This is a genomic window from Methylobacterium cerastii (genome assembly GCF_022179125.1).
GTDB lineage: Bacteria > Pseudomonadota > Alphaproteobacteria > Rhizobiales > Beijerinckiaceae > Methylobacterium > Methylobacterium cerastii.
The window spans coordinates 28,839-51,406 of the sequence record NZ_BPQG01000052.1; the positions used below are offsets into that span (position 1 = coordinate 28,839).

The following is a 22,568-nucleotide window of genomic DNA, read 5'->3' on the forward strand; positions in this document are numbered from 1 at the left end:
GCTTTTATCCCGCGAACCTGAACGGCGTTTGACCGGCATGCGAATCCGGTGCCGGACGCCGTTGCGCCCCACGCATCGACCCTCATCGCGCCGCCTCGCGCCGGGTCTCGGGCATGATCAGCGCCACCAGCGCGAAGGCGGCGGCGCCCACCACTGCGAGCCCGAGGAAGGCGGTGTGGCTGCCGAGCCGGTCGGCGAGGATCCCCGCGAGCGAGGTCGACAGCGCGGCACCGATCCCCATGGCGGTGCCGACGGCGCCCAATGCGAGGTTGAAGCGGCCGGTGCCGCGGGTGAGGTCGGAGACCACGAGCGGCACCATGACCCCGAGAACCGCGGCCGAGACGCCGTCGAACACCTGGATCGCCACCAGCAGGTACGGGTTGTCTGTGTAGGCGAAGAGCAGGCCGCGAATGGGAAGCGCGGCGAAGCCCGCGAGCAGCACCGGGTAGCGGCCGAAGCGCTCGGCCGCGCGGCCGACGGCGGGGGCCAGCACCGCCAGCACCGCCTGCGGGACCATGATGCAGGCGGCCACCAGCGCGGTCGCGGTCTCGCTCGCCCGCAGGGTCAGCACGCTGCCGACGAGCGGCAGCATCGCGGCGTTGGCCAGGAAGAACAGCGTCATGCAGGCGGCGAAGCTGAGAAGCGCGCGGTTGGTGAGCAGCGCCCGCACGCCGCCGGAAGCGGCGTCCGCGGGGCGTGCCTCGGGTTCCTGCGTGCGCACGCCGGCATCGATCTCCTCGGCACGGATGGCGGAGAGCGCCATGATCGTCGGCACCACCAGGGCGGCGGTGAGATAGAACACCGCGTCGTTCGACAGGTAGTACCCGCAGGCGCCCATGCCGGCAGCCGCGACCGCGTTGCCCATCGCCTGGAAGCTGGCGTTGCGCCCGAGGCGCTCGCCGGCGTGGGCATGGCCGACGAGGCCGATGCTGATCGCGGCGATCGCAGGCGTCAGAATGCAGCTCGCCGCGGAATGAACCGCCATCGCCAAAAGGACGATCAGGAAGTTCGGCCACAGGGCTAGTGCCAGCGCGCTCGCCGAGATCGCAGCCACCGAGACGCCGGCGGCGAAGCGCTTCGAGCGCATCGCGTCGACGAAGGCGCCGCCGGGCACCTGGCCGAGCAGGCTGACGAGGCTGCCGACGGTGAGCGCGAAGCCTATGTCGGACTGGGTCCACTTCGATTGCGTGAAGTACACCGCCAGAAACGGCCCGAACCCGGTCTGCAGGTTGGCGACGAAGAAGGCGAAGAGGTCGAGGCCGCGCCGGCTCGCCCGCGACAGGCCGTCCGCACCGGAGGCCGCGGGCGCCGGCTCGACGGCCGCCTCGCGCAGCCGGACGGGCCGGGCGCGGATCTCGTGGTCGAGCCTCGGCTGGCGCTGCGCCTCGCGGGGGGGGATGACGCGCCGGTCCTTCGGACGGGCCACCGTCACTTATCGGGCACCTTCTCCGAGGCCGGCTTGTCGGCCGGCTTCGGCGCAGGGGCGGCCGCGGGCGGCGGCGCGGGGGCCGCACTCGGTGCGGGCGTCGGCGTGACGGTAGGCGGAGCCGCGGCCGGCGCGGTCGCCTGCTCGCCCTCGGGGCCGGGGCTCGCCGGGCCGAGGACCACGATCGGCTCGCCGGCCTTGTACTCGGGCGAGACGCGGACCTGGTTGCGGCTCAGCTGCAGCGACAGCCGCCCGACCTTGCCGTCGGAGGTGAAGCGCAGGGCGCGCCAGTCGACGGCGATCTTGCGCGAGCCGACGCCGAGGAAGCCGCCGAAATCGATGATCGCCGCGCGCGGGCGCCCGTCCTTGTCGATGATCAGATCGATGATCCGCCCGAGCTCGTCGCCGTTGGCGCTGCGCACGCTCTTCCCGAGCACGCTCTCGTAATCCTGGGTGTCGAGTACGGTGGCGGGCGTGCCCTGTTGCTGCGCCTGGGGCGGCGCAACCGGGGCGACCGGCGGTGCGGCCGGGGCGACAGGCGGCAGGGCCGGCGTCGCGGGGGGCGCCTCGCCGGCGGCCGGCGCGGCCTGGGGGGCGGGCGTCTGCGCGATGGCGGACGCGCTCCCGAAGGGGGCGGTCCAAAGGGTGATCGTCGCGGTCGCGATCATCCGGATCGATGTGGTCACGCAAGGTCCTCAAGTGCTGGCGTCGGCGCGGCGCGGCCGTGGCGCGGCGGGGATCTGTCCACCGGGTCGTCACGGGCTGCGGGAGCACGACCTTCGCATGCCGTTCGACCAAGGCGAAGTTGTGAATCGCGATCCGCGGGCGGACCCGCATGTTTCGGGCCGTTCGCCCTCGCCTCGGCCGCGCCTGCGGCTCACGAGCCGTCCCGCGGCGGACGCGGCGGCGTCTGGTTTTCGCCCAATCTGCATCGTAGACAGGCCGTCAACCCCGTCACGGCGGCCCGGTTCGAGACCGGCCGCCACGAGGAAACAGGACCGCACCGCCCATGTCTGCCCGGATCTCGTCTGCCGCAATTTCGTCCGTCACGACCGGCGCGCTGCGCCTGCGCCGCCCGCTCGCCCTGACGGCCGCCGCGCTCTCCCTCGGCGCGGCCCTGGCCGGGTGCCAAGCGCTCGGCGGTGCGCTGGGCGGCGGCGGCGGCGTGATGCCGGCGGCCGAGGTCGGCCCGCCGCCGTCGCTGCGCAGCGCCCTGCCGGGCCGCGAGGCACGCATGGCCAACGTCGACGCCGACGGCCGCCCGCTGGCGACCGCCCCGACCCGGACCCTCGACCTGCCCCGCGACAAGCGCAACGAGGCGCGCGCGGCCAACGATGGCCCGCGCCGCATCCGCCGCGACGAGATCGACGGAGAGCCGACCGCCGGCGGTTCGTCGAGCTCGATGGCGCCGGCCCTGACCCCGGGCGGTGGCGTCGGCCTCGGTGGCAAGTTCTAGCAGGCTGCTGAAAAAGTCGGGCGAGGTAGAACAATCATCTCCGAATCACACCATTTGTTAGAGAATGGGGCGGTTCTCGCGTCTCGACGGTTCTCGATCGTGGGGGCTCGGCCCGCGAGTGCCTGCGGCAGGAGAACGTCTTTCTCCATCTCGGGACTTTTTCAGCAGCCTGTTAGAGCATTTTCAAGCGAGGTGGATGCCGGCTCGCGTGAAGAAAATACGACCAAACAGCAGGTTAGAGCATTCTCCGTGATCCAGAGATCACGGAGAATGCTTTAACCCGTCACGTTCTAGACGGCCGCCGTCAGCCGCGGGCCGTAATAGTCGTCGAGCCGGCCGCCATAGGCCGGGTCGGCGAAGCCGTCCTCGCCCGGGCCGTGGCTCGGCGCGCCGGCGAGCGTCGCCGGGTCGATGTCGACCACGTAGCCGCTTAGTTCGACGCTGTAGGTCAGCGCCTTCCACGGCAGCGGGTGGTGGTTCTCGCCGAGGCCAAGGAAGCCGCCGAACGCGAGCACCGCGTAGGCGACCTGGCCCGAGACCTTGTCGACCATGAAGTTGTGCACCGTTCCGAGGTGCTTGCCGGCCGCGTCGTAGACCGCCGTGCCCTCGACCTTGTTCGAGGCGATCAGCCGGACGGTCTCGTCGATGGCCACGCCCTCGCCGGAGGAGTCGAGCTCCATCGAGCCGGGCTTGCGGATGCTGCGCTCGTTGGGAAGTTCCGTCGGCATCGCGATCTCCCTTATCGCAAGGACTGGGTCGCCCGGTGATCCGGGCGTCGGCCTAGGAAAGCCCGGATTCGCGATGGGTTCCGCCGCGTCTCAGCCTTCTGGCCCGGCTTCCGCCTCGGCCCGGCGCAGGGCGACCCGGTTGCGGACGCCGCGGCTGGCAAACAGCATCTCGGCGCCGAAGGCGACCAGGGCCAGGAGCGTGCACAGGATCGCCGCGCCGAACAGCGCGAACAGCACGCCGGCCACGGTGGCGTCGCGGAGCGCGCCGACGAAGAGCGTGAGGACGGCGCCGCAGGTCGAGACGCCCGAGAGCGCCGCCAGCACCACCGCCGCGTCGAGCAGCAGCGCGCGCAGCCGCAGGCGGTCGAGCCGGTGGTCGAGGCGCAGGCGCTCCGTCTCGGTCGCGCCGGCGAGCAGGCCTGAGACCCGCTCGGCCTGGTCCGAGACGCGGGCGAGGCGGGCGCCGAAGACGTTGAGCAGGGTCGCGACCCCGGACAGCAGGAACACCGGCGTCAGCGCCACCTGGATGATGTGCGCGATGCCGTCGAGGGTGTTCGGCTCGAGGCTCGACATGGAAGGGGCGTTCCGCGGCGGGAGGACGAAGGCGGGGAGGGCCGTCCTCCGCCGCCTGAAACGTCCGGGCGGCCGGCCGGTTCGCCCGGATCGCGTCTTGCGTGCAAGGCGAAGGACGCGCCTGCGCGCAAGACGTCGATCCCAAGTCTTCGATGCGGGGCGGGCGTCCGACCTCAGACCAGCCCGGCGCCGGGCGGTCGCTCGCAAGCATTCGGCTCGGACGCGATGCCGAGCCCGAGGCAGAGGACCAGGGCGAACGCGGACACGAAGGCGAGGGCGAGGGCGGTGCTGACCATCCTCGGATCTGTCTTCCGATCCGGTGAAGAAAGGGTTTCGCCGCGCGAAATCCGGCGCCACGTGTGCCCGCTGGCGTCACACCCTGTGGATGATAACGGGAACTGTTCCTGTTTTCCCTTGGAACGGCAGCGCTAGCCCTTAGTTCTTGCTGCTAGGCTACCCCCTGCTGCGGGGATGTCACGTTCACGCTCGCAGCGAGAACCGGAGGAACCCCCATGGCAACCAAGACGACGGAAAAGGCCGCTCCGAAGGCGGCGAAAGAGACCAAGGATGCCAAGCCCGCGAAGGCCGCGGCCCCCAAGGCGACCAAGGCCGCCGCCGGCGCGAAGCCCAACGCCCTGCAGCAGCCGCTGAAGCCCTCGGCCGACCTCGGCGCCATCGTCGGCACCAACCCGATCCCGCGCGGCGAGGTCGTCAGCAAGGTCTGGGAATACATCAAGAAGCACAATCTCCAGAACCCGGAGAACAAGCGCGAGATCCTCGCCGACGACAAGCTCAAGAAGGTCTTCGGCAAGGACAAGTGCAGCATGTTCGAGATGAATAAGCACCTCGCCGCCCACCTGAAGGCCTGAGCCGGTCGCGCCCCGTCCTCGGCCCGGTCCGGAGACCTCGTTCCCGGATCGTCCCGTGCCGGCGGGCGCCCGAACGGGGCGGCCTCGCGCCGCCCCGCGCGTCGTCCGCCCGCTACGCGATGTTGCGCAGGACGCCACCATCCACCCGGAGCGCCGCGCCGCTGGTCGCGCTCGCTGCCGGGCTGCAGACGTAGGCCACCATGTTGGCCACCTCCTCGACGCTGGCTAGCCGTCCGATCAGCGACGTCGGCCGGTGCTCTGCGACGAACTTCCGGCCGAGCGCATCGAGGTCGGCCTCGCCCGATCCCTTGGCCATCTGCTTCATGAACTCGGCGACGCCCTCCGAAAGGGTCGGGCCGGGCAGCACGCTGTTGACTGTCACGCCGGTGCCGGAGACCGTCTCGGCGAGCCCGCGGGAGACTGCGAGCTGCGCGGTCTTCGTCATCCCGTAATGGACCATCTCGACCGGGATGTTGATGCCGGACTCGCTGGCGATGAACACCACCCGGCCCCAGCCGCGCGCCACCATCCCCGGTGCGTAGGCGCGCGACAGCCGCACGCCGCTCATCACGTTGACGTCGAAGAAGCGCTGCCAGTCCGCGTCCGGAATCTCGAAGAATGGCTTGGGCTCGAAGATCCCGGTGTTGTTGACCAGGATGTCCACGTCCGGCAGCGCTGCCACGAGCGCATCGACGCCCTCGGCCGTCGCCACGTCGCCGACCGCCGCGAAGGGCTCGCCCGCCGGGTTTTCCGCGCGCAGTCGCGCGATCGCCGCCTCGACGCGCTGGGCCGTGCGCCCGTTGATGCCGACGCGGGCGCCCAGCTCGAGCAGCGCCTTGGCGATGCCGTAGCCGATGCCGCCGGTGGAGCCGGTGACGAGGGCGCTGCGGCCCTTCAGGTTCATGTCCATGCTGGTCGATCCCTGTTGTGGATGTCCGTCAACGCGGCCCCCGCGCCCCGGGTGGCATGCAGCCTACCCGGCCCTGCCCCGCCGCAGCACGCTGGCGCAGCCGCCGAACAGCGCGAGCAGCACCGCGCACCACAACGCCGCCGAGACCGCCCGGTCCGATCCGGCGCCGTGGGTGATCCCGAAGATCACCGCCACCATCGCCGCGCCCAGCGACTGGCCGGTGAGCCTGGCGGTCGACTGCATGCCGCTGGCGCCGCCGCTGCGCTCGCGCGGGGCCGAGGTGATGATCACCTTGTTGTTCGGGGTCTGGAACAGGCCGAAGCCGAGGCCGCACAGCGTCAGCCGCCAGACGACGTCGAGGGTCGCGGGCGCGGCCGGCAGCAGCGCCATCGCGGCGATGCCGGACGCCATCAGACCGAGGCCGACGCCCCCGAGCAGGCCCGGCGGGTAACGGTCGGCGAGCCGTCCGGAGATCGGCGCCATCGCCGCGATCGCGATCGGCCACGGCGTCATCAGGAAGCCGGTCTGCGTGCCCGAGAGGTGCAACACGTCCTGGAAGTAGAAGGGCAGGGCGATGTAGGCGCTCATCTGCGCAGCGAACGCGGCGATCGAGGTCGCCATCGACAGCGCGAAGGCCGGGATCCGCAGCAGGTCCACCGGCAGCAGCGGCGCCGGCAGGCGCAGCTGGTACAGCACGAACACCGCGCCGACCGCGATCGCCGCCCCGATCTCGGCGAAGGCGACCATCCGCCCGGCGGGGTCGCCGAGCCGATCGACGCCGACGATCAGCAGGCCGAAGGTCAGCGCGTTCAGCACCGCGCTCAACGCATCGAACCGCGCGCCGCTGCGCGGCGTCGCCGGCAGCGTCCGCGAGGCGACGAAGAGCGCGAGCCCGCCCACCGGCAGGTTGACCAGGAACAGCCAGGGCCAGGACGCCACCGAGAGGATCGCGGCGGCGACCGTCGGGCCGGCCGCCGAGGCGACGGCGACGACGAGCGCGACGTTGCCGACGCCGCGGCCGATCATCCGGTGGGGGTAGATGAAACGCACCAGCGCGATGTTCACGCTCATCACGCCGGCGGCCCCCAGCCCCTGCGCGAGGCGCCCGGCGACGAGGAAGCCGAGGCTCGGCGCGAAGGCGCAGGCGAGAGAGGCCGCCACGAACACCGTGAGCCCGGCGAGGTACACGCGCTTGTAGCCGAGGATGTCGCCGAGCGAGGCGAAGGGCAGGAGCGCCGCCGTCACCGCGATCTGGTAGCCGTTGACCACGAAGATCGCCGCGGACGGGTCGACGGCGAGGTCCTTGGCCATCACCGGCAGCGCCACGTTGACGATCGCCCCATCGAGCACCGCCATGGTCATGGCGAGCGACACCGCCGCCATCGCCAGAAGGCGCTCGCGCGGCGGCAGCCCGTCTGACGCCTGGGTGGGGGCCGGGGGCGGGCCGACGGGACCGCCGTCACGGGGCGGGCCGTCCTCCGGGCCGCCGGCCTCGCGTCGTCCGGACGATCCGGCCGTCTCGGTCATCCTCGATAACCCCGCTTCGCGACGCCGGCCTCGACGGCCTGCATCCGCTGCCTCGCTTCGGACATAGGGGCCTCACGCAGGATCGAGCAGCGCGCCGGTGACATGGCGGTGCGACCCTTCCCGCGCGCGCCGCTTTTCCGCCTTCGCGACACGGCATCGGGTCTTCGCTTCGATCCGAGGGACGCCCCGAAATGCCGATGACGACACGGACCACAGCCCTCCTGCTCGCCCTGCTTCCCCTGATGCCGATGGCGGCGGCCGCGCAGGATGCGACTCCCCTCGGGATCGGGCTGGAAGGGTTCGCCTACCCGTATCCGGTGCGCTTCCTCGCCCTGTCGCGCGACGGCGAGGCCCAGCGCCTCGCCTACATGGACGTGGCGCCGACCGGCGCCGCCAACGGCCGTACCGCCCTGCTGCTGCACGGCCGCAACTTTCCGGCGAGCTACTGGGCCCCGGTCATCGCGGCGCTGACCGGAGCGGGCTACCGCGTGGTGGCGCCGGACCAGCTCGGCTTCGGCAAGTCCTCGAAGCCGGTCGGCCCGTTCACCTTCGACGCGATGGCCGCCGACACCGTCGCGCTGCTCGACCGCCTCAACCTGCCACGGGTCGACGTGGTCGCCCACTCGATGGGCGGGATGCTGGCGGTGCGGCTGGCGCGCAACGCGCCCGCGCGCGTCAACAGCCTCGTCCTCGAAGCGCCGATCGGGCTCGAGGATTACCGATACAGCGTGCCGCCGGTCGGCAACGAGACCCTGCTCAAGCGCGAGGGCGAGCTGACGGCGGCCGCCTACCGCCGGCAGCTGATGACGAGCTACGCGCTGTCCCTGCCGGAAGCCGCGATCGAGCCCTTCGTCGCAGTGCGCGAGCGGGTGAAGGAGGCGGGCGAGTATCCGCGCTGGCTGCAATCGTTCGTGAATTCCTACACGATGATCTGGGGCCAGCCGGTGGTGCACGAGATCCCGCTGCTTCCGATGCCGACGCTGTTCATCATGGGCGGCGCCGACCACAACGCGCCCGGAAAGCCCTTCGCGCCGCCGGAACTCGCCGCCAAGATGGGCCGCAACGCCGACAACGCGACGGCGCTGGCGGCGAAGATGCCGAACGGCCGGGCGATCGTGTTCGAGGGCATCGGCCACCTCGTCCACATGGAGGCGACCGACCGGTTCGACGCGGCGATGCTGGATTTCTTGAATGCGCATTGAGGGCGCTGGGAGGCGCGGCCCCGAGTAGCTGAATCTGAAGCGCTACGGGTGGCAAAAGTCTCGAATGAGACCTGTTATGGTGTCATCTGGTTTCGGAGCATCCGATGAAAAACGAGTCCGCTCTTGCCGATCTGCTCGGCATCGCGCCGTACGCTTCCGGCGCCATCCCGCAATCCGAAATGGTCGCCCGAATCAATGCTGGCCTGCCGATCGGAGCCGTCGCCCGCGTCGCCACCGCGGTGGCGCCCGACGACCGGACCTTTGCCTTTCATCTGGTGAAGCGGGCGACCCTGCATCGGCGGCGGTCCGCATCGACAGGCGATGCGACGCTTTCCGCGCTGGAGGGCGCCAAGGTCGTCCGCGTGGCGCGCGTCTGGGAGATGGCTTGCGAGGTCTGGAAGGACGATGACGCGGCCCGCGACTTCCTGCATCGGCCGCATCCGCTTCTAGAAGGGCGGCCCCCGATCGACGTGGTTCTAGAATCGGAGTTCGGCGGCCCACGGGGTCGAGGCCGTGCTCGGGCGCCTTAAATACGGCTCGGAGGCGTGACGGGGCAGACGCTCCGTCAGGTTCAGATGGCCTATCGCATCGGTGATCCCGACGGCAGCCATCCGATCTTCGATGCCACCGGGTCCGGCCTGTTTCCCGGACGTTGGAACACGCCGGCAAGCCCGATGATCTACGCCGCCGCAGACTATGCGACGGTACTACTGGAGAAGCTCGTTCACGGAAGCGGTGCGCTACCGCCGAACCAACACTTCGTCGAGATCACGCTCTCCGTCGGCCTATCGTACGAGAAGCTGAACCAGGCGGCCGTTCCAGGGTGGGATCATCCCGATTGTGCGGTATCGAAAGCCTACGGCGAGGAATGGCTCCACGAGGGGCGTTCGCTCCTGCTCTTCGTGCCCAGCGTGGTTGCGCGGGTCGCGAACAACATTCTGATCAATCCGCGACACGCTGAATTCAATCGGATCGCATACAGCCTACATCGCCCGGTCTGGTGGGATCAACGTATGTTTCCATCGCGTTGATCTGCGCTCAACCACGGGATGTCGGGTCTCTGTGGACGGGCCACCGACCCGAAGGATCGGCGGACCCGGCATCCTGCATCCGCTCACGCTCTGCCGGGCGAACCCCGCCGCAGCAAAAACACCCCCTGCGCGCCGATCAGGTTCCAGAACCACCACGGCATCGAAAAGCGCATCGGGCGGCCGCGGGCGTCGAGCGCCGCCGCCTTCTCGATGTGGGCGTCGACCGCGTGGCACAGCTCCACGAAGTCGCGCATGGTGCAGTGGTGGATGTTCGGGGTCTCGTACCAGGCCTCAGGCAGGATCTTGGTGATCGGCATCCGCCCGCGGAAGGCGAGCTCCGCCCGCACCCGCCAATGCCCGAAGTTCGGGAACGAGATCACCACCTGCCGGCCGATGCGCAGCAGGTGCTCCAGCACGATGCGCGGGTTGCGCGTCGCCTGGATGGTCTGGGACAGGACCACCACGTCGAACGCGTCGTCGGGGTAGTTTTCCAGATCCGTGTCGGCGTCGCCCTGGATCACCGGCAGGCCGCGGGCGAGGCAGGCGTTCACGCCCTCGCGCGACAGCTCGATGCCGCGCCCGTCGACGCCGCGGCGGTCGCGCAGCAGCGCCAGCAGCGAGCCGTCGCCGCAGCCGATGTCGAGGACGCGGGCGCCCGGCGGCACGAGGCCGAGGACCACGAGGTGATCGACGCGGGCAGCCCCGGATTCGGGCGTGCGCGGCAGGTCGTTGGCCGCCTCCCAGGGCGTGCCGGAGGCGGCGTCGCCAAAGGCGAGGTCGTCGCGCCCGCTCACAGCCCGCGCGCCCGTGCGGCCGCGTCGACGAAGCCGCGGGCCGCCGAGAACAGCATCGGCTCGTCGAGGAGGAAGGCGTCGTGGCCCTTGTCGCTCTCGACCTCGACGAAGGCGACAGGGGCCGAGGCCGCGTTCAGCGCGTGGACGATCGCGCGGGAATCGGCCGTCGGGAACAGCCAGTCGGAGGTGAACGAGACCACGCAGAACCGCGTCTTGGTGCCCTTGAAGGCGTTGGCGAGTACGCCGCCATGGTCGGCGGCGAGGTCGAAATAGTCCATCGCCCGCGTGAGGTAGAGGTAGGCGTTGGCGTCGAAGCGCTCGACGAAGGAGAGGCCCTGGTGGCGCAGGTAGCTCTCGATCTGGAAGTCGGCGTTGAACGAGAAGGTTGGCGCCGAGCCGCCCTGGAAGCGGCGGCCGAACTTCCGGTGGAGCGCCGGTTCGGAGAGGTAGGTGATGTGCGCGCCCATCCGCGCGACGCCCAAGCCCTTCGAGGGCCGGGTGCCGGCCTCGAGGTAGCGCCCGTCGGCCCAGGCGGGGTCGGCCATGATCGCCTGCCGGCCGACCTCGTGGAAGGCGATGTTCTGCGCCGAGTGGCGCGCGCCGGTGGCGATCGGCATCGCCGCGAACACCCGCTCCGGGTAGAGCGAGGCCCATTGCAGCACCTGCATCCCGCCCATCGAGCCGCCGACGCACAGGAAAAGGTCGTCGATGCCGAGATGGTCGAGCAGCATCGCCTGCGCGCGGACCATGTCGCGGATGGTGACGAGCGGGAAGTCGAGGCCGTAGGCCGCGCCCGTGCCCGGATCGATCGAGGCCGGCCCGGTCGAGCCCATGCACGAGCCGATCACGTTGGAGCAGACGACGAAGTAGCGGTCGGTGTCGATCGGCTTGCCCGGGCCGACTAGGGTCGTCCACCAGCCCGGCTTGCCGGTGACGGGGTGCGGGTGGGCGAAGTGCTGGTCGCCGGTGAGCGCGTGGCAGATCAGCACCGCGTTGGTGCGCGCGGAGTTGAGCGTGCCCGCGGTCTGGTAGGCGACCTGGAACGGTGCGAGTTCGGCGCCCGAATCCATCGTCAGCGGACGGTCGGCCTCGAACCGGGCGACGAGCCCCGCCGGGTCGCGGGCCTGCGACGGCTCGCGGCTGCGGGTCTCCGGCTCCGTCGCGGGGGTGGCCGCGAGGGCCGGGTCGAGGGGATTGTCCATGAGGCTGCTGGAAACGGCTTCCCGCGCGCGGCGCTGACGAAGGTTGCGAGATCGTCGGCTTCCCGCGCCCGCCGCAACACCCGAGGTAGTGTGCGCGCCGTCGAGCGTCAACGAAGCGGGCGGCCGGCAGGCCCGTTCATCCGCAGCCGGTTGTCGATCCTGCGGCGGGCGCACGCTGGCCCTTCGGCGCGGCGGGCCGTAAACACGCCCGAGCAGCCCCGTCCTCAGCTTGTCGAACCATGCGCTTCCCCAAACGAGCCGCGCCGCCGATGGAAGACCTCGCCGCCCTCCGGGCCGAGATCGACCGGATCGACGCCGAGATGCACGCGCTGCTGATCCAGCGCGGCGGGATCATCGACCGCCTGATCGCGGTGAAGGGCACCTCGGCCTCGGGCTCCGCCTTCCGTCCGGGCCGCGAGGCCGCGATGATGCGGCGCGTGGCCGAGCGCCACCGCGGGCTCCTGCCGCTCGACACCGTCGAGGGGATCTGGCGGGTCATCATCGCGACCTTCACCTACGTCCAGGCGCCGTTCTCGGTGCATGCCGACATCTCCGCCGGCGACCCGGCGATGCGCGACTCCGCCCGGTTCCACTTCGGCTTCACGGTGCCCTACCGCCCGCACCCGACCTGCGCGGCGGTGATCGAGGCGGTCGCTGCCTCGCGCGGCGACCTCGGCATCTTCCGCTTCGACCCGCGGGCCGCCCAAGCGCCTGGCAAGGGGCGGGGCAAGGGGCCAAGCAAGGGCGAGGCCTGGTGGGAGGGGCTGATCGGCGAGGGCCGCCCGAAGGTGATCGCCCGGCTGCCCTTCATCGAGCGGCCGGCCCACCCGGCCGGCACCCCGGTCTTCGTGGTGGCCAAACCGCTGGACGACCCGGCGGCGGCGCAGCGCGACTGGGTGCTGTGGGCGGTCCGCTGTGCCGCCTGGACGGAGGAGGCCGAGCGCGCCGTGCAGGGGCTCTACGGCGAGGTGGTGGCGCGGGGCAGGCCCAAGGGCGAAGCCGAGCGTCTTCTTCTGGCGGTGCCCGGCGGCGTCGGCGCGCGGCAACTCGCGGACGCGCTCGACGGCGCGGGCGCGGCGGCGTCGAGCTTCGACGAGACCGGCAGCCACGCGGCGCGCTTCCGGGTGTGAGCGCCTCGGCGCCCTAATCCGGTCGCGCCCCGCTTCATCGGCGCGCGAAATGCTGTAGACGGGCGCCTCACGCGTTTCTTCTTCAGACTGCGAACAAGAATGTCCGCCTCTCCCCGTCTCCGCCCGGTGCCCCGTCCGGGCGTCCTGGCGATCGACCTCTACGTTCCCGGCAAGAGCGGGGCGCCGGGCCATGCCAAGATCCACAAGCTCTCGTCGAACGAGACGCCGCTCGGCCCGAGCCCGGCGGCGGTGGCGGCGATGCAGGCGGCGACGGCCAAGCTCGAGGTCTACCCCGACGGCACCTCCGCCCTGCTGCGGAACGCCATCGCTGCGCGCCACGACATCGATGCGAGCCGAGTCGTCTGCGGCGCCGGCTCGGACGAGCTGCTGTCGCTGCTGGCCTACGCCTATGTCGGCCCCGGCGACGAGGGCGTGTTCTGCGAGCACGGGTTCCTGGTCTACCGCATCGCCATCCTGGCGGCGGGCGGCACCGCCGTGGTCGTCCCCGAGCGCGATCTCACGGCCGACGTCGACGCGATCCTCGCCGCCGTGACCCCGCGGACGAAGATCGTCTACGTCGCGAACCCCAACAACCCGACGGGCACCTACCTGCCGCTCGCCGAGGTGCGCCGCCTGCATGCCGGCCTGCCGGGCGACGTGCTGCTGGTCCTCGACGGCGCCTACGCCGAATACGTCCAGGCGGACGACTATTCGGCCGGGTTCGAGCTCGCGCGCGACGCCGACAACGTCGTGATGACCCGTACCTTCTCGAAGATCCACGGTCTCGCCGCCCTCCGGATCGGCTGGATGGTCGGGCCGGCCCACGTGATGGAGGCGGTCAACCGCATCCGCGGGCCGTTCAACCTGTCCACCGCCGGCATGGCGGCCGGCGCGGCGGCGCTTGCCGACGAGGCGCATGCCGCGGCTGCGGCCGCCCACAACGCCGAGTGGCTGCCGCGGATGGTCGAGGGTGCCCGCGCGCTCGGCCTCACCGTGACGCCCAGCGTGGCGAACTTCATGCTCGTGCACTTCCCGGACGCGCCCGGCCGCTCGGCGGCGGAAGCCGACGCCTTCCTGACCGCCCACGGCGTGATCGTGCGGCGGGTGACCGCCTACGGGCTGCCGAACGCGCTCCGCGTCACCATCGGCGGCGCGGAGAGCAACGAAGCCTTCCTCGCCGCCCTCGGCGCCTTCATGCGAGGCGACCATGCCTGAGGCCGCGCCGCTCGGCTGCCTCGCCGTCGTCGGCCTCGGCCTGATCGGCTCGTCCATCGCCCGCGGCGCCCGCCGCTACGGGTTGGCCGAGCGCATCGTCGCGATCGATGCGGACGAAGCCGTCCGCGCGCGGGTCCTCGACCTCGGCATCGCCGACGCGGTCACCGGCGATGCCGCGGCCGGCGCGGCGCAGGCCGACCTGGTGATCCTGTGCGTGCCCGTCGGCGCCATCGGCCCGGTCGCCGCGGTGATGGCCCCCCACCTCAAGCCCGGCGCCGTGGTCTCGGACGTCGGCTCGGTGAAGGCCTCGGTCGTCGCGGCCGTGAGCCCGCACCTGCCCGACGGCATCGTGTTCGTGCCGGGCCATCCCGTCGCCGGCACAGAGTATTCCGGGCCGGATGCCGGCTTCTCGACGCTGTTCTCCAACCGCTGGTGCATCCTCACCCCGCCGGAGGACGCGCCTGAGGCCGCGGTCGAGCGGGTGCGCGCCCTGTGGCAGGGGCTCGGCGCCGTCGTCGAGACGATGACGCCGGAGCACCACGATCTCGTGCTCGCCATCACCAGCCACGTGCCGCACCTGATCGCCTACAACATCGTCGGCACCGCCGCCGACCTCGAGCAGGTGACGCAATCCGAGGTGATGAAGTTCTCGGCCGGCGGCTTCCGCGACTTCACCCGCATCGCCTCGTCCGATCCGACCATGTGGCGCGACATCTTCCTGACCAACCGCGAGGCGGTGCTGGAAATGCTCGGGCGCTTCAACGAGGACCTGTCGGTGCTGACCCGGGCGATCCGCTACGGCGACGGCGACGCGCTGCACGACCTCTTCACCCGCACCCGCGCGATCCGCCGGGGCATCGTCGCACAGGGTCAGGAGACGGCGGAGGCCGATTTCGGCCGCGCGCGGGCGGCGGAGGGCGTCCCGAACGCAGGGTAGCTCGCCTGGACGGCGGGCCGTTCGTCTTGCCGCCGCCGTGCCGCCATGCTGCAACGGCTGGCATGACCGCGATGACCCTTCCATGACCGCGATGACCCTTACTGATACCCGCGACTTCCTCGACCGGGAGTTTCCGCAGATGCAGGCGGGCGGTCGCGCCTTCCACCTGGAGGCCGTCGGACCGCTGACCGCGCGGATGCGGCTCGATGGAGACGACCGCTTCCTGCGCCCGGGCGGCACGCTGTCCGGCCCTGCGATGATGGCGCTGGCGGACTACGCGCTCTACGCGGCGATCCTCGCCCAGATCGGCCCGGTGGCGCTCGCGGTGACGACGAGCCTCACCTTCAACTTCCTCAGGAAGCCCGCAGGGCTGGTACTGGTCGCCGACGTCGCGCTGCTGAAGCTCGGCCGGCGCCTCGCCGTCGGCGAGGTGCGGATCACGGCGCCCGGCTCGGACGACCTCGTGGCGCAGGCGAACGGGACGTATTCGATCCCGCCGCGGTGAGGGACCTACCGATCGGCGTAGCGGGACCAGAGCGTGACGCCGAAGCCGACGGCGACCGCCATCAGCGGCGCCACGACGAAGGCGACGATCTGAATATCGGTCATAATTTCAGCCTTGCGAGAACGACGCGCGCACAGGTGTAAAGCGCGACGCTCGCCAGAAGAAAGTTCGCGATGCCGACTGCCAGAGTCAACGCCGACAGGCTCGTCTGCGCCGAAACGCCGAAGACGGTGGCGGCGAGCGGCGCGATGACGCCCGCGGTGAACGGGCCGCCCGCGGCGGTGTTCAGGTAGGACGCGGACGGCGTGATCCGCTCGTTCGAGACGAGGCTCATGCCGCTCTTCCGCGCCCCTCCGAGAGCCGCGCGGCGTAGCGGGCGATCAGGTCGACCTCGAGGTTCAAGTGGTCGCCCGCCCGGCGCTCGCCCCAGGTGGTCACCTCCAGCGTGTGCGGGATCAGCAGGACCGAGAAGGTGTCGCCCTCGACCGCGTTGACGGTCAGCGACGTGCCGTCGAGGCAGACCGAGCCCTTCTTGGCGATGAAGTGGGCGATGTCGGCCGGCGCCCGCAGGGTGAAGCGTTCGCTCGCGCCCCAGGCGCCGGCGGTGACGGTCTCGCGCTCGAGGATCTCGGCGACGCCGTCGACGTGGCCGGTGACGAGATGGCCGCCGAGCTCGTCGCCGATCTTGAGGGACCGTTCCAGGTTGATCCGGGTGCCGGCCTCCCAGGCGCCGACCGTGGTCAACGCCAGCGTCTCGGCGGCGGCGTCCACCGCAAAGACGCAGCCGCCGTCGGAGGGTTCGATCGACACCGCGGTGAGGCAGGGGCCGGAGCAGGCGATCGAGGCGCCGAGCGCGATCGAAGCCGCGTCGTAGGCGGCGCGGATGGTGAGGCGGCGCATGCGCGCGTCGCCCGAGACCGAGAGGACCGTGCCGACGTCGCTGACGAGACCGGTGAACATCGCTTAAGCCTCGTTGCGTTCGTAGGTCGTCGCCCGGTCTGCCCCCAGGTCGAGGGACTCGGCGATCCGGAACCGTTCGCCGTCCAGCATCGCCCCGAGATGCGGGCCGACCGCCGGCAGGCCGCCCTGCGGCCCGCAGGTGCCGGGACCGGTGATGAGGGTGCAGGTATCCACGAGATCGGCTTCGGCCAGCGCGTCGGCAAGGTGGGGGCCGCCCTCGCTGCAGAGCCGCGTCAATCCGCGCTCGCCGAGCATCGCGAGCGCCGCGTGCAGGTCGACCCGCCCGCGCTCGTCCGCCGGCACGCGCACCACCTCGACGCCGAGCGATTCGAGCATCCGCTTGGCATGGGCCGGGGCGCCGCGCGTCGTCACGACCAGCGTCGGCACGTCGTGGGCGCTGCGCACGAGCACGCTCGACGACGACAGCCGCAGCTGCGAATCGAGCACCACCCGCAGCGGCGAGCGGGGGGCGAGCCCGGGTAGGCGCACGGTGAGCGAGGGGTCGTCGGCGCGGGCGGTGCCGATGCCGACCAGGATCGCGTCGGCATGCGCCCGCCACAGGTGCACCGCCCCGTCGGCGATCGCGCCGGTGATGCGCAGCCGCTCCGTGTCGGAGGCGGCGGCGAACCCGTCCTGCGTGCGCGCGAGCTTGAGGTGGAGATGCGGCCGTCCGAGGGTCACGCGCGTCACGTGCCCGGCATGGTCGCGGCGGGCTTGGCTCCGAAGCAGCCCGGTCTCGACCGGGATGCCAGCGTCGCGCAAGAGCGCGTGGCCGCGGCCCGAGACCCGCGCGTCCGGGTCCTCCATCGCGCTGACCACCCGCGCGATGCCAGCCGTGACGATCGCGTCGGTGCAGGGCGGGGTGCGGCCATGATGCGAGCAGGGTTCCAGCGTCACGTAGAGCGTCGCGCCGCGGGCGGCCTCGCCGGCATCCGCCAGGGCCAGCGGCTCGCCGTGCGGCCGGCCGCCCGGGGCGGTGACGCCCTGGCCGACGATCCGCTCGGCGCCCGGCTCGCCCGCGACCACCACGGCGCCGACCGAGGGGTTCGGCCAGGTCCGCCCGAGGTTGCGCCGCCCGAGCGCCAGGGCGAGGCGCATGAAGCGCACGTCGGGGATCACGACCGGGACCGCGCCGGGCGCGGCTTGCCCGCCACGACGCCCTCGGGCGGGGCGACCCCGGCCTCTGCGAGCGTTCCGAGCAGGTCCTCGAAGTCCTTGGCCTCGCGGAAGTTCTTGTAGACGGAGGCGAAGCGCACGTAGGCGACGTCGTCGAGGCCCTTCAGGCCCTCCATCACCAGCTCCCCGATCGCCTCCGAGGTGATCTCGGCCTCGCCGCCGCTCTCGAGCTGGCGAGTGATGCCGCTGACTAGCCGCTCGATCCGCTCGGGGTCGACCGCGCGCTTGCGCAGGGCGACGCCGATCGAGCGCTGGAGCTTGTCCCGCTCGAAGGGGACGCGCTTGCCCGAGCGCTTGAGCACCACGAGCTCGCGCAGCTGCACCCGCTCGAAGGTGGTGAACCGGCCGGCGCAATCCGGGCAGACCCGGCGGCGGCGGATCGCGGCCCCGTCCTCGCTCGGCCGCGAATCCTTCACCTGCGTCTCGGAGCCGCCGCAATAGGGACACCGCATCGGGCGGACCTTTTCATCGAGCCGGAAAGACGGCTGCCTCTCGCGAAACGAAAACGGCCGCGGATCGTGGCGATCCGCGGCCGTCTCTATCGTGTTGCGGTGCACGCCGGAAGTGAGGTGCCGGCGGCGTTCCGGTCAGCCGTAGATCGGGAACCGGTCGGTGAGCGCGTGGACGCGGGTCTTGACCGAGGCCTCGACCTCCGGATCCCCCGTCTCGCCCTTGGCCGCCAGGCCGTCGAGCACTTCGACGATGAAGCCGCCGATCTGCTTGAACTCGGCGACGCCGAAGCCGCGCGAGGTGCCGGCCGGGGTGCCGAGGCGGATGCCCGACGTGATCGTCGGCTTCTGCGTGTCGAAGGGCACGCCGTTCTTGTTGCAGGTGATGTCGGCCCGCGACAGCGCGGCTTCCGCCGCCTTGCCGGTGAGGCCCTTCCGCTGCAGGTCGACCAGCATCAGGTGGTTGTCGGTGCCGCCCGAGGTGATGTCGTAGCCGCCCGACATCAGCGTGTCGGCCAGCGCCTTGGCGTTCTCGATCACCTGGCGGGCGTAGATCTTGAACTCGGGCTTCAGGGCCTCGCCGAAGGCGACCGCCTTGCCGGCGATGACGTGCATCAGCGGACCGCCCTGGATGCCGGGGAAGATCGCCGAGTTGAACTTCTTGGCCAGCGCCTCGTCGTTCGTCAGGATCATGCCGCCGCGCGGGCCGCGGAGCGTCTTGTGGGTCGTGGTGGTGGCGACGTGCGCGTGCGGGAACGGCGACGGGTGCACGCCGGCGGCGACGAGGCCGGCGAAGTGGGCCATGTCGACGAAGAAGTACGCGCCGACCGCGTCGGCGATCTCGCGGAACTTGGCGAAGTCCCAGTGGCGCGGATAACCCGAGCCGCCGGCGATGATCACCTTCGGCTTGTGCTCGTGGGCCAGCGCCTCGACCTGCTCCATGTCGATGCGCTGGTCGTCGCGGCGCACGGTGTAGGAGACAGGCTTGAACCACTTGCCCGACACGTTCGGCGGGGCGCCGTGGGTGAGGTGGCCGCCGGCGGCAAGGTCGAGCCCGAGGAAGGTGTCGCCGGGCTGCATCAGCGCCAGGAACACGCCCTGGTTCGCCTGCGAGCCGGAGTTCGGCTGCACGTTGGCGAAGCCGACGCCGAACAGGCGCTTGGCGCGCTCGATGGCGAGGTTCTCGGCCACGTCCACGAACTGGCAGCCGCCGTAGTAGCGGCGGCCGGGATAGCCCTCCGCGTACTTGTTGGTCAGCACCGAGCCCTGCGCCTCGAGCACGGCGCGCGAGACGATGTTCTCGGAGGCGATCAGCTCGATCTCGTGCTGCTGGCGTCCGAGCTCCTGATCGACGGCCTTGGCGATCTCAGGGTCCGCGTCGCTCAGCGAGGCCGCGAAGAACGAATTCGAGAAATGCTTGTCGGCAGCGGTACCGGCGCTCATGGATGGCCTCTGTTCTTGTATGCGGGCGAAATCGGCGCGCTCGTCCCGTCGGCGTGCACGGACGAGCCTTCGTAGCCGTCTTCTTTACACACGTGCACGAGACCCGCCAACACAGGCCTTTTTGCCGCGGGGGGCAAGAAAAGTTGAGGTCGGACCGGCCGCGGCACCGGTTGCGCGTCGGAACCATTGCCGGGGGATCGGGCAGCCCTCCAGAAGGTCTGAAGCATAGGAATATTGACGATAATAGGACTTTATGCCATGGCCTCTCTTGCGAGGGAGCGCTGCAATGAGCGAGCAACGAGACTGGCATCGGCTCAAGCACAGGGTCGCAGAGACCGAAGCGGATCGCGATGCTGACTGCGCTCAGCCATTCCCTCAAAGCCGGCTTTCGACAGGATCAGCCTCGCGGCCCAGACGGGTGCTGGATCGGCGGCGCCGGCCAGATCGTATGCACGCGAATAGATAAAACGGGGAATGCAAGGATCGACGCGAAAACCGAGCTTCTCGTCGACGTCGTCAAGGAGGCCGTCTCGATCGGTGGTGAAGGCAGTGGCGCGGCCTACGGTGTTCAAGTGCACACGACGACGGCAGCAATGCTTCGTGATCTCGATATTCCAGGCATCGGTCGACATGGAATTGAGCAAAGCTTCAGTCTTGGAGATACCGTCCGATACGGTTTGGATGGTGGCGTCCGCACCGATGTCGTTCTACGCGATGGTAGAACCGAATCTTCGCCGATCCTGGCAGTATGGGACTTCAAGACAGGAGGTGCTCTCCTGACGCCGTCTCGAATTCGAGATCTTCGCAGTAGCCTGGGAATTGGCCTGGATGTGCCAATCATCGAAATTCATATCAGTCACGGCATATCCGTAAAGCATGCCTCGGTATTGTTTTCAAAATTCGTCGCGGCAATAATCGTAAAAACTCAGGAATATTGATCATGACGATGGAAGCTTACGCATTTTGTGCGCGTCCGATCGGCTCGATCGAAGAATGGCAGGCATCGATCGATGCCCTCGGGTTCGATCTGAAATTGAAACCGGCTCGGGATCTCGCATATCATCGAGGACACCTTCCGGCGCTCTGGCGTGGCCGGGAGGCCGGGTTCGAGTTCGGCGCTTGCGCATTCACAGAATTGGCGGAGACCTATGAAGACATCGATCTCGGTGGGCCGTGGCCTTACACCTACGCCTTCAATTTCGCGACCCTGCCGGGCTGCGCCGGCACTTGGTTGGCACTGGCCGCCTGCCTGGCGCTGACCGATGGCATAGCCTTAGACCCACAAGAGGGAAAAATTCTTCGTGCCAGAGAATCCGTGCGCTATGCGCAGGATACCGAAAACGGGGTCGATCAGATCGAATCAGGGCAGGTTGGTCGCACGACATCCTGAGTGCCGAATGTCCAAGGTGCTGACGATATGGGCGGCATCGAACGACCTGTCCGCCGGACTTCACGCCGATAAGTTGATCTCCACCAGCACGGTCTCGGTCGTGAACTCTGCCGCGTGCCACGCCTCCGGGGGGAAGTGGAACACGCTGCCGGGGCCGAATGCCGCACGGCCCTGCTCGGTCTCCAGGGTGCCGGAGCCGGAGAGCACCTGCACGAACTGCTCGTGGGCGTGGCTGTGCCGCGGGGCCGAGGTGCCGGCGGGGACGACGATCCGCACCAGGCTGGCGCCCGCGCCCGGGATCGTGCGCTTGGCGACGCCGTTGGCGGCGACGCTCGCGTCGCATTCGTCCCAGGTGATCAGGTGGGCGGTCATGGCGGCTCCGTTGCTGGCGTCACGATGCCGCCGAGCCCGCGGCCCATCAAGTCACGAACCGGTCACGGCCAGACCTTGATCGCCACCGGCCGCCGCAGCAGGTCGCGGTCCGAGGTGATGGTGCAGCCCTCGGTCTTCAGCGTGACGTAGGTGAGGATCGCGGTGTCGCCGACGTCGTCGAAGTTGCGGCCCTCGGCGCGGGGGTCGAGGAGGGACGGGTAGGCGATCAGGCCGCCCGCCGCCGCGCAGGGGTCGTCGTAGAGCGTCGTCCCGGCGACGAGCAGCCGCGGCACGTCCCAGCTGAGCAGGTCGCGCGAGCTCGTCCAGTAGAAGCCGGATTCCGGAAAATTCGCGCCGGCCGGACCGTCGCCTTTCTTGGCCATGTCGCCTTTCTTGGCCATGAAGACCGCGACGAAGGCGCCCGTGCCGCGGTGGCGCACCACGGCGCCGACCGGCGTCGGGAACGGCGCCACCGGCTTGCAGGTCTCGGTCCCCTTCGCTGCGGCCTTCGTGCGGTACGGGTCCGGGAAGGCGGCGGTGAAGCCGGTGCCGGTCCAGGCGCGCCAACTCGCCGGGTCGGCGGGCGTCGCGGTGCGGAACAGGCAGACGCCGGCCTCCTGGTCGCCGGGACGGTCCCAGCCGGTGGTCGAGACGAAGACATAGCGGAAGCGCCCGTCGGCGAACACGTTCGAGGGGTTGAAGAAGCCGCGGTGGCGCCCCTGGCCGACCTCCTGCCGGAACGGGGCCGCCATCGCCACCGCCGGCGGGGTCGTACGCAGGAAGCTGCGGCCGCCGTCCGTGGAGGCGGCGGCGGTGATCGTGTTGTACCAGCACGCCTCGTAGCCCTTGGCGGTGCAGCGCCCCGGGTGTTCGTTCGCCTGATACTCGTGGTGCACGAGCGCGGCGATCGCCGTGCCGTCCTCGGTCCAGGTGGCGGTGATCCAGGAGCGGTCGTCGTAGAGCGCCGGGTCGGCCTTCTCGCCCGAGTCGAGCACCACCTTGCAGTCGAGCTTGAGCCGGTCGAGGTCCGGCCCGCGCAAGGCCCGGTTGCGGTAGTGCATCCCGAACAGGGCGACGGCGCCGGTGGCGTCCCGGAACGCGCGGGCCGAGGCGTCCGGCACGTCGGCGCCGTCGCAGGCGTCGCGCCCGGCCTTGAACACGATGGCCGGCGGACCGACCAGTGTCAGGCTCGACAGCGGTGGCTCGGCCGCCGCCTGCGCGAGCGCCGGCAGCGACAGGACGGCGAGCACGAGGCGGAGGCGCATGCGGGTGA

27 protein-coding genes are annotated in these 22,568 nt (G+C 70.6%); 11 read left to right on the forward strand and 16 right to left on the reverse strand.

Annotated elements, in window-relative coordinates; genetic code table 11:
• Positions 1-82 precede the first annotated feature (82 nt).
• On the reverse strand, positions 83-1,432 hold the full coding sequence (locus MFF13_RS17030; RefSeq protein ID WP_187273741.1) for an MFS transporter: 1,350 nt from the start codon (positions 1,430-1,432) through the stop codon (positions 83-85).
• Positions 1,429-2,094 carry a PRC-barrel domain-containing protein gene (locus tag MFF13_RS17035; protein WP_238272599.1) on the reverse strand — a complete coding sequence of 222 codons (666 nt, stop codon included), beginning with the start codon at positions 2,092-2,094 and terminating at the stop codon, positions 1,429-1,431. Before MFF13_RS17035 ends, MFF13_RS17030 begins: the two co-directional genes overlap by 4 nt.
• 341 nt (positions 2,095-2,435) lie before the next feature.
• Between MFF13_RS17035 and MFF13_RS17040 the strand changes: the two genes are divergently transcribed.
• Complete coding sequence (locus MFF13_RS17040; RefSeq protein WP_238272576.1) at positions 2,436-2,882, forward strand: hypothetical protein; 447 nt, start codon at positions 2,436-2,438, stop codon at positions 2,880-2,882.
• A gap of 290 nt (positions 2,883-3,172) precedes the next feature.
• Here MFF13_RS17040 and MFF13_RS17045 read toward each other — a convergent pair whose 3' ends face one another.
• The 3 genes from MFF13_RS17045 to MFF13_RS26430 form a co-directional block, all read right to left on the reverse strand.
• On the reverse strand, positions 3,173-3,610 hold the full coding sequence (locus MFF13_RS17045) for a PRC-barrel domain-containing protein (protein WP_238272577.1): 438 nt from the start codon (positions 3,608-3,610) through the stop codon (positions 3,173-3,175).
• A gap of 90 nt (positions 3,611-3,700) precedes the next feature.
• Positions 3,701-4,183 carry a DUF2721 domain-containing protein gene (locus MFF13_RS17050; protein WP_147762622.1) on the reverse strand — a complete coding sequence of 161 codons (483 nt, stop codon included), beginning with the start codon at positions 4,181-4,183 and terminating at the stop codon, positions 3,701-3,703.
• 173 nt (positions 4,184-4,356) lie between these two features.
• Positions 4,357-4,479 (reverse strand): hypothetical protein, encoded by a 123-nt coding sequence (locus MFF13_RS26430; protein ID WP_281407971.1) that lies wholly within the window; start codon positions 4,477-4,479, stop codon positions 4,357-4,359.
• A gap of 216 nt (positions 4,480-4,695) precedes the next feature.
• Between MFF13_RS26430 and MFF13_RS17055 the strand changes: the two genes are divergently transcribed.
• Complete coding sequence (locus MFF13_RS17055) at positions 4,696-5,052, forward strand: SWIB/MDM2 domain-containing protein (protein ID WP_147754595.1); 357 nt, start codon at positions 4,696-4,698, stop codon at positions 5,050-5,052.
• Between the two features lie 112 nt (positions 5,053-5,164).
• Here MFF13_RS17055 and MFF13_RS17060 read toward each other — a convergent pair whose 3' ends face one another.
• Together MFF13_RS17060 and MFF13_RS17065 are read right to left on the reverse strand one after the other, a co-directional pair.
• Complete coding sequence (locus MFF13_RS17060; RefSeq protein WP_147832347.1) at positions 5,165-5,962, reverse strand: SDR family NAD(P)-dependent oxidoreductase; 798 nt, start codon at positions 5,960-5,962, stop codon at positions 5,165-5,167.
• Between the two features lie 63 nt (positions 5,963-6,025).
• The gene (locus MFF13_RS17065) at positions 6,026-7,345 is read right to left on the reverse strand and encodes an MFS transporter (RefSeq protein WP_238272600.1); all 1,320 of its coding nucleotides are present in this window, start codon (positions 7,343-7,345) and stop codon (positions 6,026-6,028) included.
• A 341-nt stretch (positions 7,346-7,686) separates the two neighbouring features.
• Between MFF13_RS17065 and MFF13_RS17070 the strand changes: the two genes are divergently transcribed.
• From MFF13_RS17070 to MFF13_RS17080, 3 genes are all read left to right on the forward strand, one after another.
• The gene (locus MFF13_RS17070; protein ID WP_147750457.1) at positions 7,687-8,691 is read left to right on the forward strand and encodes an alpha/beta fold hydrolase; all 1,005 of its coding nucleotides are present in this window, start codon (positions 7,687-7,689) and stop codon (positions 8,689-8,691) included.
• A 104-nt stretch (positions 8,692-8,795) separates the two neighbouring features.
• Complete coding sequence (locus MFF13_RS17075) at positions 8,796-9,221, forward strand: antitoxin Xre-like helix-turn-helix domain-containing protein (RefSeq protein ID WP_238272578.1); 426 nt, start codon at positions 8,796-8,798, stop codon at positions 9,219-9,221.
• Positions 9,222-9,236: 15 nt separating this feature from the next.
• The gene (locus tag MFF13_RS17080; RefSeq protein ID WP_373322569.1) at positions 9,237-9,722 is read left to right on the forward strand and encodes an RES family NAD+ phosphorylase; all 486 of its coding nucleotides are present in this window, start codon (positions 9,237-9,239) and stop codon (positions 9,720-9,722) included.
• Positions 9,723-9,805: 83 nt separating this feature from the next.
• On the opposite strand, the gene metW is transcribed toward MFF13_RS17080, so the two are convergent.
• Both metW and metX read right to left on the reverse strand, forming a co-directional pair.
• Positions 9,806-10,447, reverse strand: a complete 642-nt coding sequence (metW, locus tag MFF13_RS17085; RefSeq protein ID WP_147750519.1) for a methionine biosynthesis protein MetW — start codon at positions 10,445-10,447, stop codon at positions 9,806-9,808.
• A gap of 65 nt (positions 10,448-10,512) precedes the next feature.
• A complete protein-coding gene (metX, locus tag MFF13_RS17090) occupies positions 10,513-11,718 on the reverse strand; it encodes a homoserine O-acetyltransferase MetX (RefSeq protein WP_147827831.1) in 1,206 nt (401 codons plus the stop codon).
• A gap of 239 nt (positions 11,719-11,957) precedes the next feature.
• Here metX and MFF13_RS17095 point away from each other — a divergent pair, with 239 nt between their 5' ends.
• The 4 genes from MFF13_RS17095 to MFF13_RS17110 all read left to right on the forward strand — a co-directional run bounded on the left by MFF13_RS17095 (position 11,958) and on the right by MFF13_RS17110 (position 15,505).
• Entirely contained in the window at positions 11,958-12,848 is an 891-nt protein-coding gene (locus MFF13_RS17095) for a chorismate mutase (protein WP_238272580.1), read from the forward strand.
• A gap of 99 nt (positions 12,849-12,947) precedes the next feature.
• Positions 12,948-14,063, forward strand: coding sequence for a pyridoxal phosphate-dependent aminotransferase (locus MFF13_RS17100; RefSeq protein ID WP_147750461.1), 1,116 nt, complete (start codon positions 12,948-12,950; stop codon positions 14,061-14,063).
• Positions 14,056-15,000, forward strand: coding sequence for a prephenate/arogenate dehydrogenase family protein (locus MFF13_RS17105; RefSeq protein WP_147750462.1), 945 nt, complete (start codon positions 14,056-14,058; stop codon positions 14,998-15,000). Before MFF13_RS17100 ends, MFF13_RS17105 begins: the two co-directional genes overlap by 8 nt.
• A gap of 82 nt (positions 15,001-15,082) precedes the next feature.
• Positions 15,083-15,505, forward strand: coding sequence for a PaaI family thioesterase (locus tag MFF13_RS17110; RefSeq protein WP_147750463.1), 423 nt, complete (start codon positions 15,083-15,085; stop codon positions 15,503-15,505).
• 100 nt (positions 15,506-15,605) lie between these two features.
• Here the strand turns inward: MFF13_RS17110 and MFF13_RS17115 are convergent, their stop codons facing one another.
• The 5 genes from MFF13_RS17115 to glyA all read right to left on the reverse strand — a co-directional run bounded on the left by MFF13_RS17115 (position 15,606) and on the right by glyA (position 19,533).
• Positions 15,606-15,839: a hypothetical protein gene (locus MFF13_RS17115; RefSeq protein WP_147827833.1), complete on the reverse strand. Its 234-nt coding sequence runs from the start codon at positions 15,837-15,839 to the stop codon at positions 15,606-15,608.
• Positions 15,836-16,465 (reverse strand): riboflavin synthase, encoded by a 630-nt coding sequence (locus MFF13_RS17120; RefSeq protein WP_147750465.1) that lies wholly within the window; start codon positions 16,463-16,465, stop codon positions 15,836-15,838. The genes MFF13_RS17115 and MFF13_RS17120 overlap by 4 nt, the downstream gene beginning before the upstream one ends.
• Positions 16,466-16,468: 3 nt before the next feature.
• On the reverse strand, positions 16,469-17,563 hold the full coding sequence (ribD, locus tag MFF13_RS17125; RefSeq protein WP_147827907.1) for a bifunctional diaminohydroxyphosphoribosylaminopyrimidine deaminase/5-amino-6-(5-phosphoribosylamino)uracil reductase RibD: 1,095 nt from the start codon (positions 17,561-17,563) through the stop codon (positions 16,469-16,471).
• Between the two features lie 17 nt (positions 17,564-17,580).
• Positions 17,581-18,093, reverse strand: coding sequence for a transcriptional regulator NrdR (nrdR, locus tag MFF13_RS17130; RefSeq protein ID WP_147750466.1), 513 nt, complete (start codon positions 18,091-18,093; stop codon positions 17,581-17,583).
• Positions 18,094-18,228: 135 nt separating this feature from the next.
• Positions 18,229-19,533, reverse strand: a complete 1,305-nt coding sequence (gene glyA, locus MFF13_RS17135; RefSeq protein WP_147750467.1) for a serine hydroxymethyltransferase — start codon at positions 19,531-19,533, stop codon at positions 18,229-18,231.
• 350 nt (positions 19,534-19,883) lie between these two features.
• Between glyA and MFF13_RS17140 the strand changes: the two genes are divergently transcribed.
• Together MFF13_RS17140 and MFF13_RS17145 are read left to right on the forward strand one after the other, a co-directional pair.
• Positions 19,884-20,471, forward strand: a complete 588-nt coding sequence (locus tag MFF13_RS17140; RefSeq protein WP_147827834.1) for a hypothetical protein — start codon at positions 19,884-19,886, stop codon at positions 20,469-20,471.
• A gap of 2 nt (positions 20,472-20,473) precedes the next feature.
• Positions 20,474-20,923, forward strand: coding sequence for a hypothetical protein (locus tag MFF13_RS17145; RefSeq protein WP_238272581.1), 450 nt, complete (start codon positions 20,474-20,476; stop codon positions 20,921-20,923).
• A gap of 60 nt (positions 20,924-20,983) precedes the next feature.
• Here the strand turns inward: MFF13_RS17145 and MFF13_RS17150 are convergent, their stop codons facing one another.
• Together MFF13_RS17150 and MFF13_RS17155 are read right to left on the reverse strand one after the other, a co-directional pair.
• Positions 20,984-21,295: a cupin domain-containing protein gene (locus tag MFF13_RS17150; protein ID WP_147827835.1), complete on the reverse strand. Its 312-nt coding sequence runs from the start codon at positions 21,293-21,295 to the stop codon at positions 20,984-20,986.
• A 62-nt stretch (positions 21,296-21,357) separates the two neighbouring features.
• On the reverse strand, positions 21,358-22,560 hold the full coding sequence (locus MFF13_RS17155) for a hypothetical protein (protein ID WP_147827836.1): 1,203 nt from the start codon (positions 22,558-22,560) through the stop codon (positions 21,358-21,360).
• Positions 22,561-22,568 lie beyond the last annotated feature (8 nt).

Coding starts and splice junctions, on each gene's coding strand:
- MFF13_RS17035 (WP_238272599.1), bottom strand. CDS start 2,094: ATGATCGCGACCGCGACGATCACCCTTTGGACCGCCCCCTTCGGGAGC.
- MFF13_RS17040 (WP_238272576.1), top strand. CDS start 2,436: ATGTCTGCCCGGATCTCGTCTGCCGCAATTTCGTCCGTCACGACCGGC.
- MFF13_RS17045 (WP_238272577.1), bottom strand. CDS start 3,610: ATGCCGACGGAACTTCCCAACGAGCGCAGCATCCGCAAGCCCGGCTCG.
- MFF13_RS17050 (WP_147762622.1), bottom strand. CDS start 4,183: ATGTCGAGCCTCGAGCCGAACACCCTCGACGGCATCGCGCACATCATC.
- MFF13_RS26430 (WP_281407971.1), bottom strand. CDS start 4,479: ATGGTCAGCACCGCCCTCGCCCTCGCCTTCGTGTCCGCGTTCGCCCTG.
- MFF13_RS17055 (WP_147754595.1), top strand. CDS start 4,696: ATGGCAACCAAGACGACGGAAAAGGCCGCTCCGAAGGCGGCGAAAGAG.
- MFF13_RS17060 (WP_147832347.1), bottom strand. CDS start 5,962: ATGGACATGAACCTGAAGGGCCGCAGCGCCCTCGTCACCGGCTCCACC.
- MFF13_RS17065 (WP_238272600.1), bottom strand. CDS start 7,345: ATGGCGGCGGTGTCGCTCGCCATGACCATGGCGGTGCTCGATGGGGCG.
- MFF13_RS17070 (WP_147750457.1), top strand. CDS start 7,687: ATGACGACACGGACCACAGCCCTCCTGCTCGCCCTGCTTCCCCTGATG.
- MFF13_RS17075 (WP_238272578.1), top strand. CDS start 8,796: ATGAAAAACGAGTCCGCTCTTGCCGATCTGCTCGGCATCGCGCCGTAC.
- metX (WP_147827831.1), bottom strand. CDS start 11,718: ATGGACAATCCCCTCGACCCGGCCCTCGCGGCCACCCCCGCGACGGAG.
- MFF13_RS17095 (WP_238272580.1), top strand. CDS start 11,958: ATGCGCTTCCCCAAACGAGCCGCGCCGCCGATGGAAGACCTCGCCGCC.
- MFF13_RS17100 (WP_147750461.1), top strand. CDS start 12,948: ATGTCCGCCTCTCCCCGTCTCCGCCCGGTGCCCCGTCCGGGCGTCCTG.
- MFF13_RS17105 (WP_147750462.1), top strand. CDS start 14,056: ATGCCTGAGGCCGCGCCGCTCGGCTGCCTCGCCGTCGTCGGCCTCGGC.
- MFF13_RS17110 (WP_147750463.1), top strand. CDS start 15,083: ATGACCGCGATGACCCTTACTGATACCCGCGACTTCCTCGACCGGGAG.
- MFF13_RS17115 (WP_147827833.1), bottom strand. CDS start 15,839: ATGAGCCTCGTCTCGAACGAGCGGATCACGCCGTCCGCGTCCTACCTG.
- MFF13_RS17120 (WP_147750465.1), bottom strand. CDS start 16,465: ATGTTCACCGGTCTCGTCAGCGACGTCGGCACGGTCCTCTCGGTCTCG.
- ribD (WP_147827907.1), bottom strand. CDS start 17,563: ATGCGCCTCGCCCTGGCGCTCGGGCGGCGCAACCTCGGGCGGACCTGG.
- nrdR (WP_147750466.1), bottom strand. CDS start 18,093: ATGCGGTGTCCCTATTGCGGCGGCTCCGAGACGCAGGTGAAGGATTCG.
- glyA (WP_147750467.1), bottom strand. CDS start 19,533: ATGAGCGCCGGTACCGCTGCCGACAAGCATTTCTCGAATTCGTTCTTC.
- MFF13_RS17140 (WP_147827834.1), top strand. CDS start 19,884: ATGCTGACTGCGCTCAGCCATTCCCTCAAAGCCGGCTTTCGACAGGAT.
- MFF13_RS17145 (WP_238272581.1), top strand. CDS start 20,474: ATGACGATGGAAGCTTACGCATTTTGTGCGCGTCCGATCGGCTCGATC.
- MFF13_RS17150 (WP_147827835.1), bottom strand. CDS start 21,295: ATGACCGCCCACCTGATCACCTGGGACGAATGCGACGCGAGCGTCGCC.
- MFF13_RS17155 (WP_147827836.1), bottom strand. CDS start 22,560: ATGCGCCTCCGCCTCGTGCTCGCCGTCCTGTCGCTGCCGGCGCTCGCG.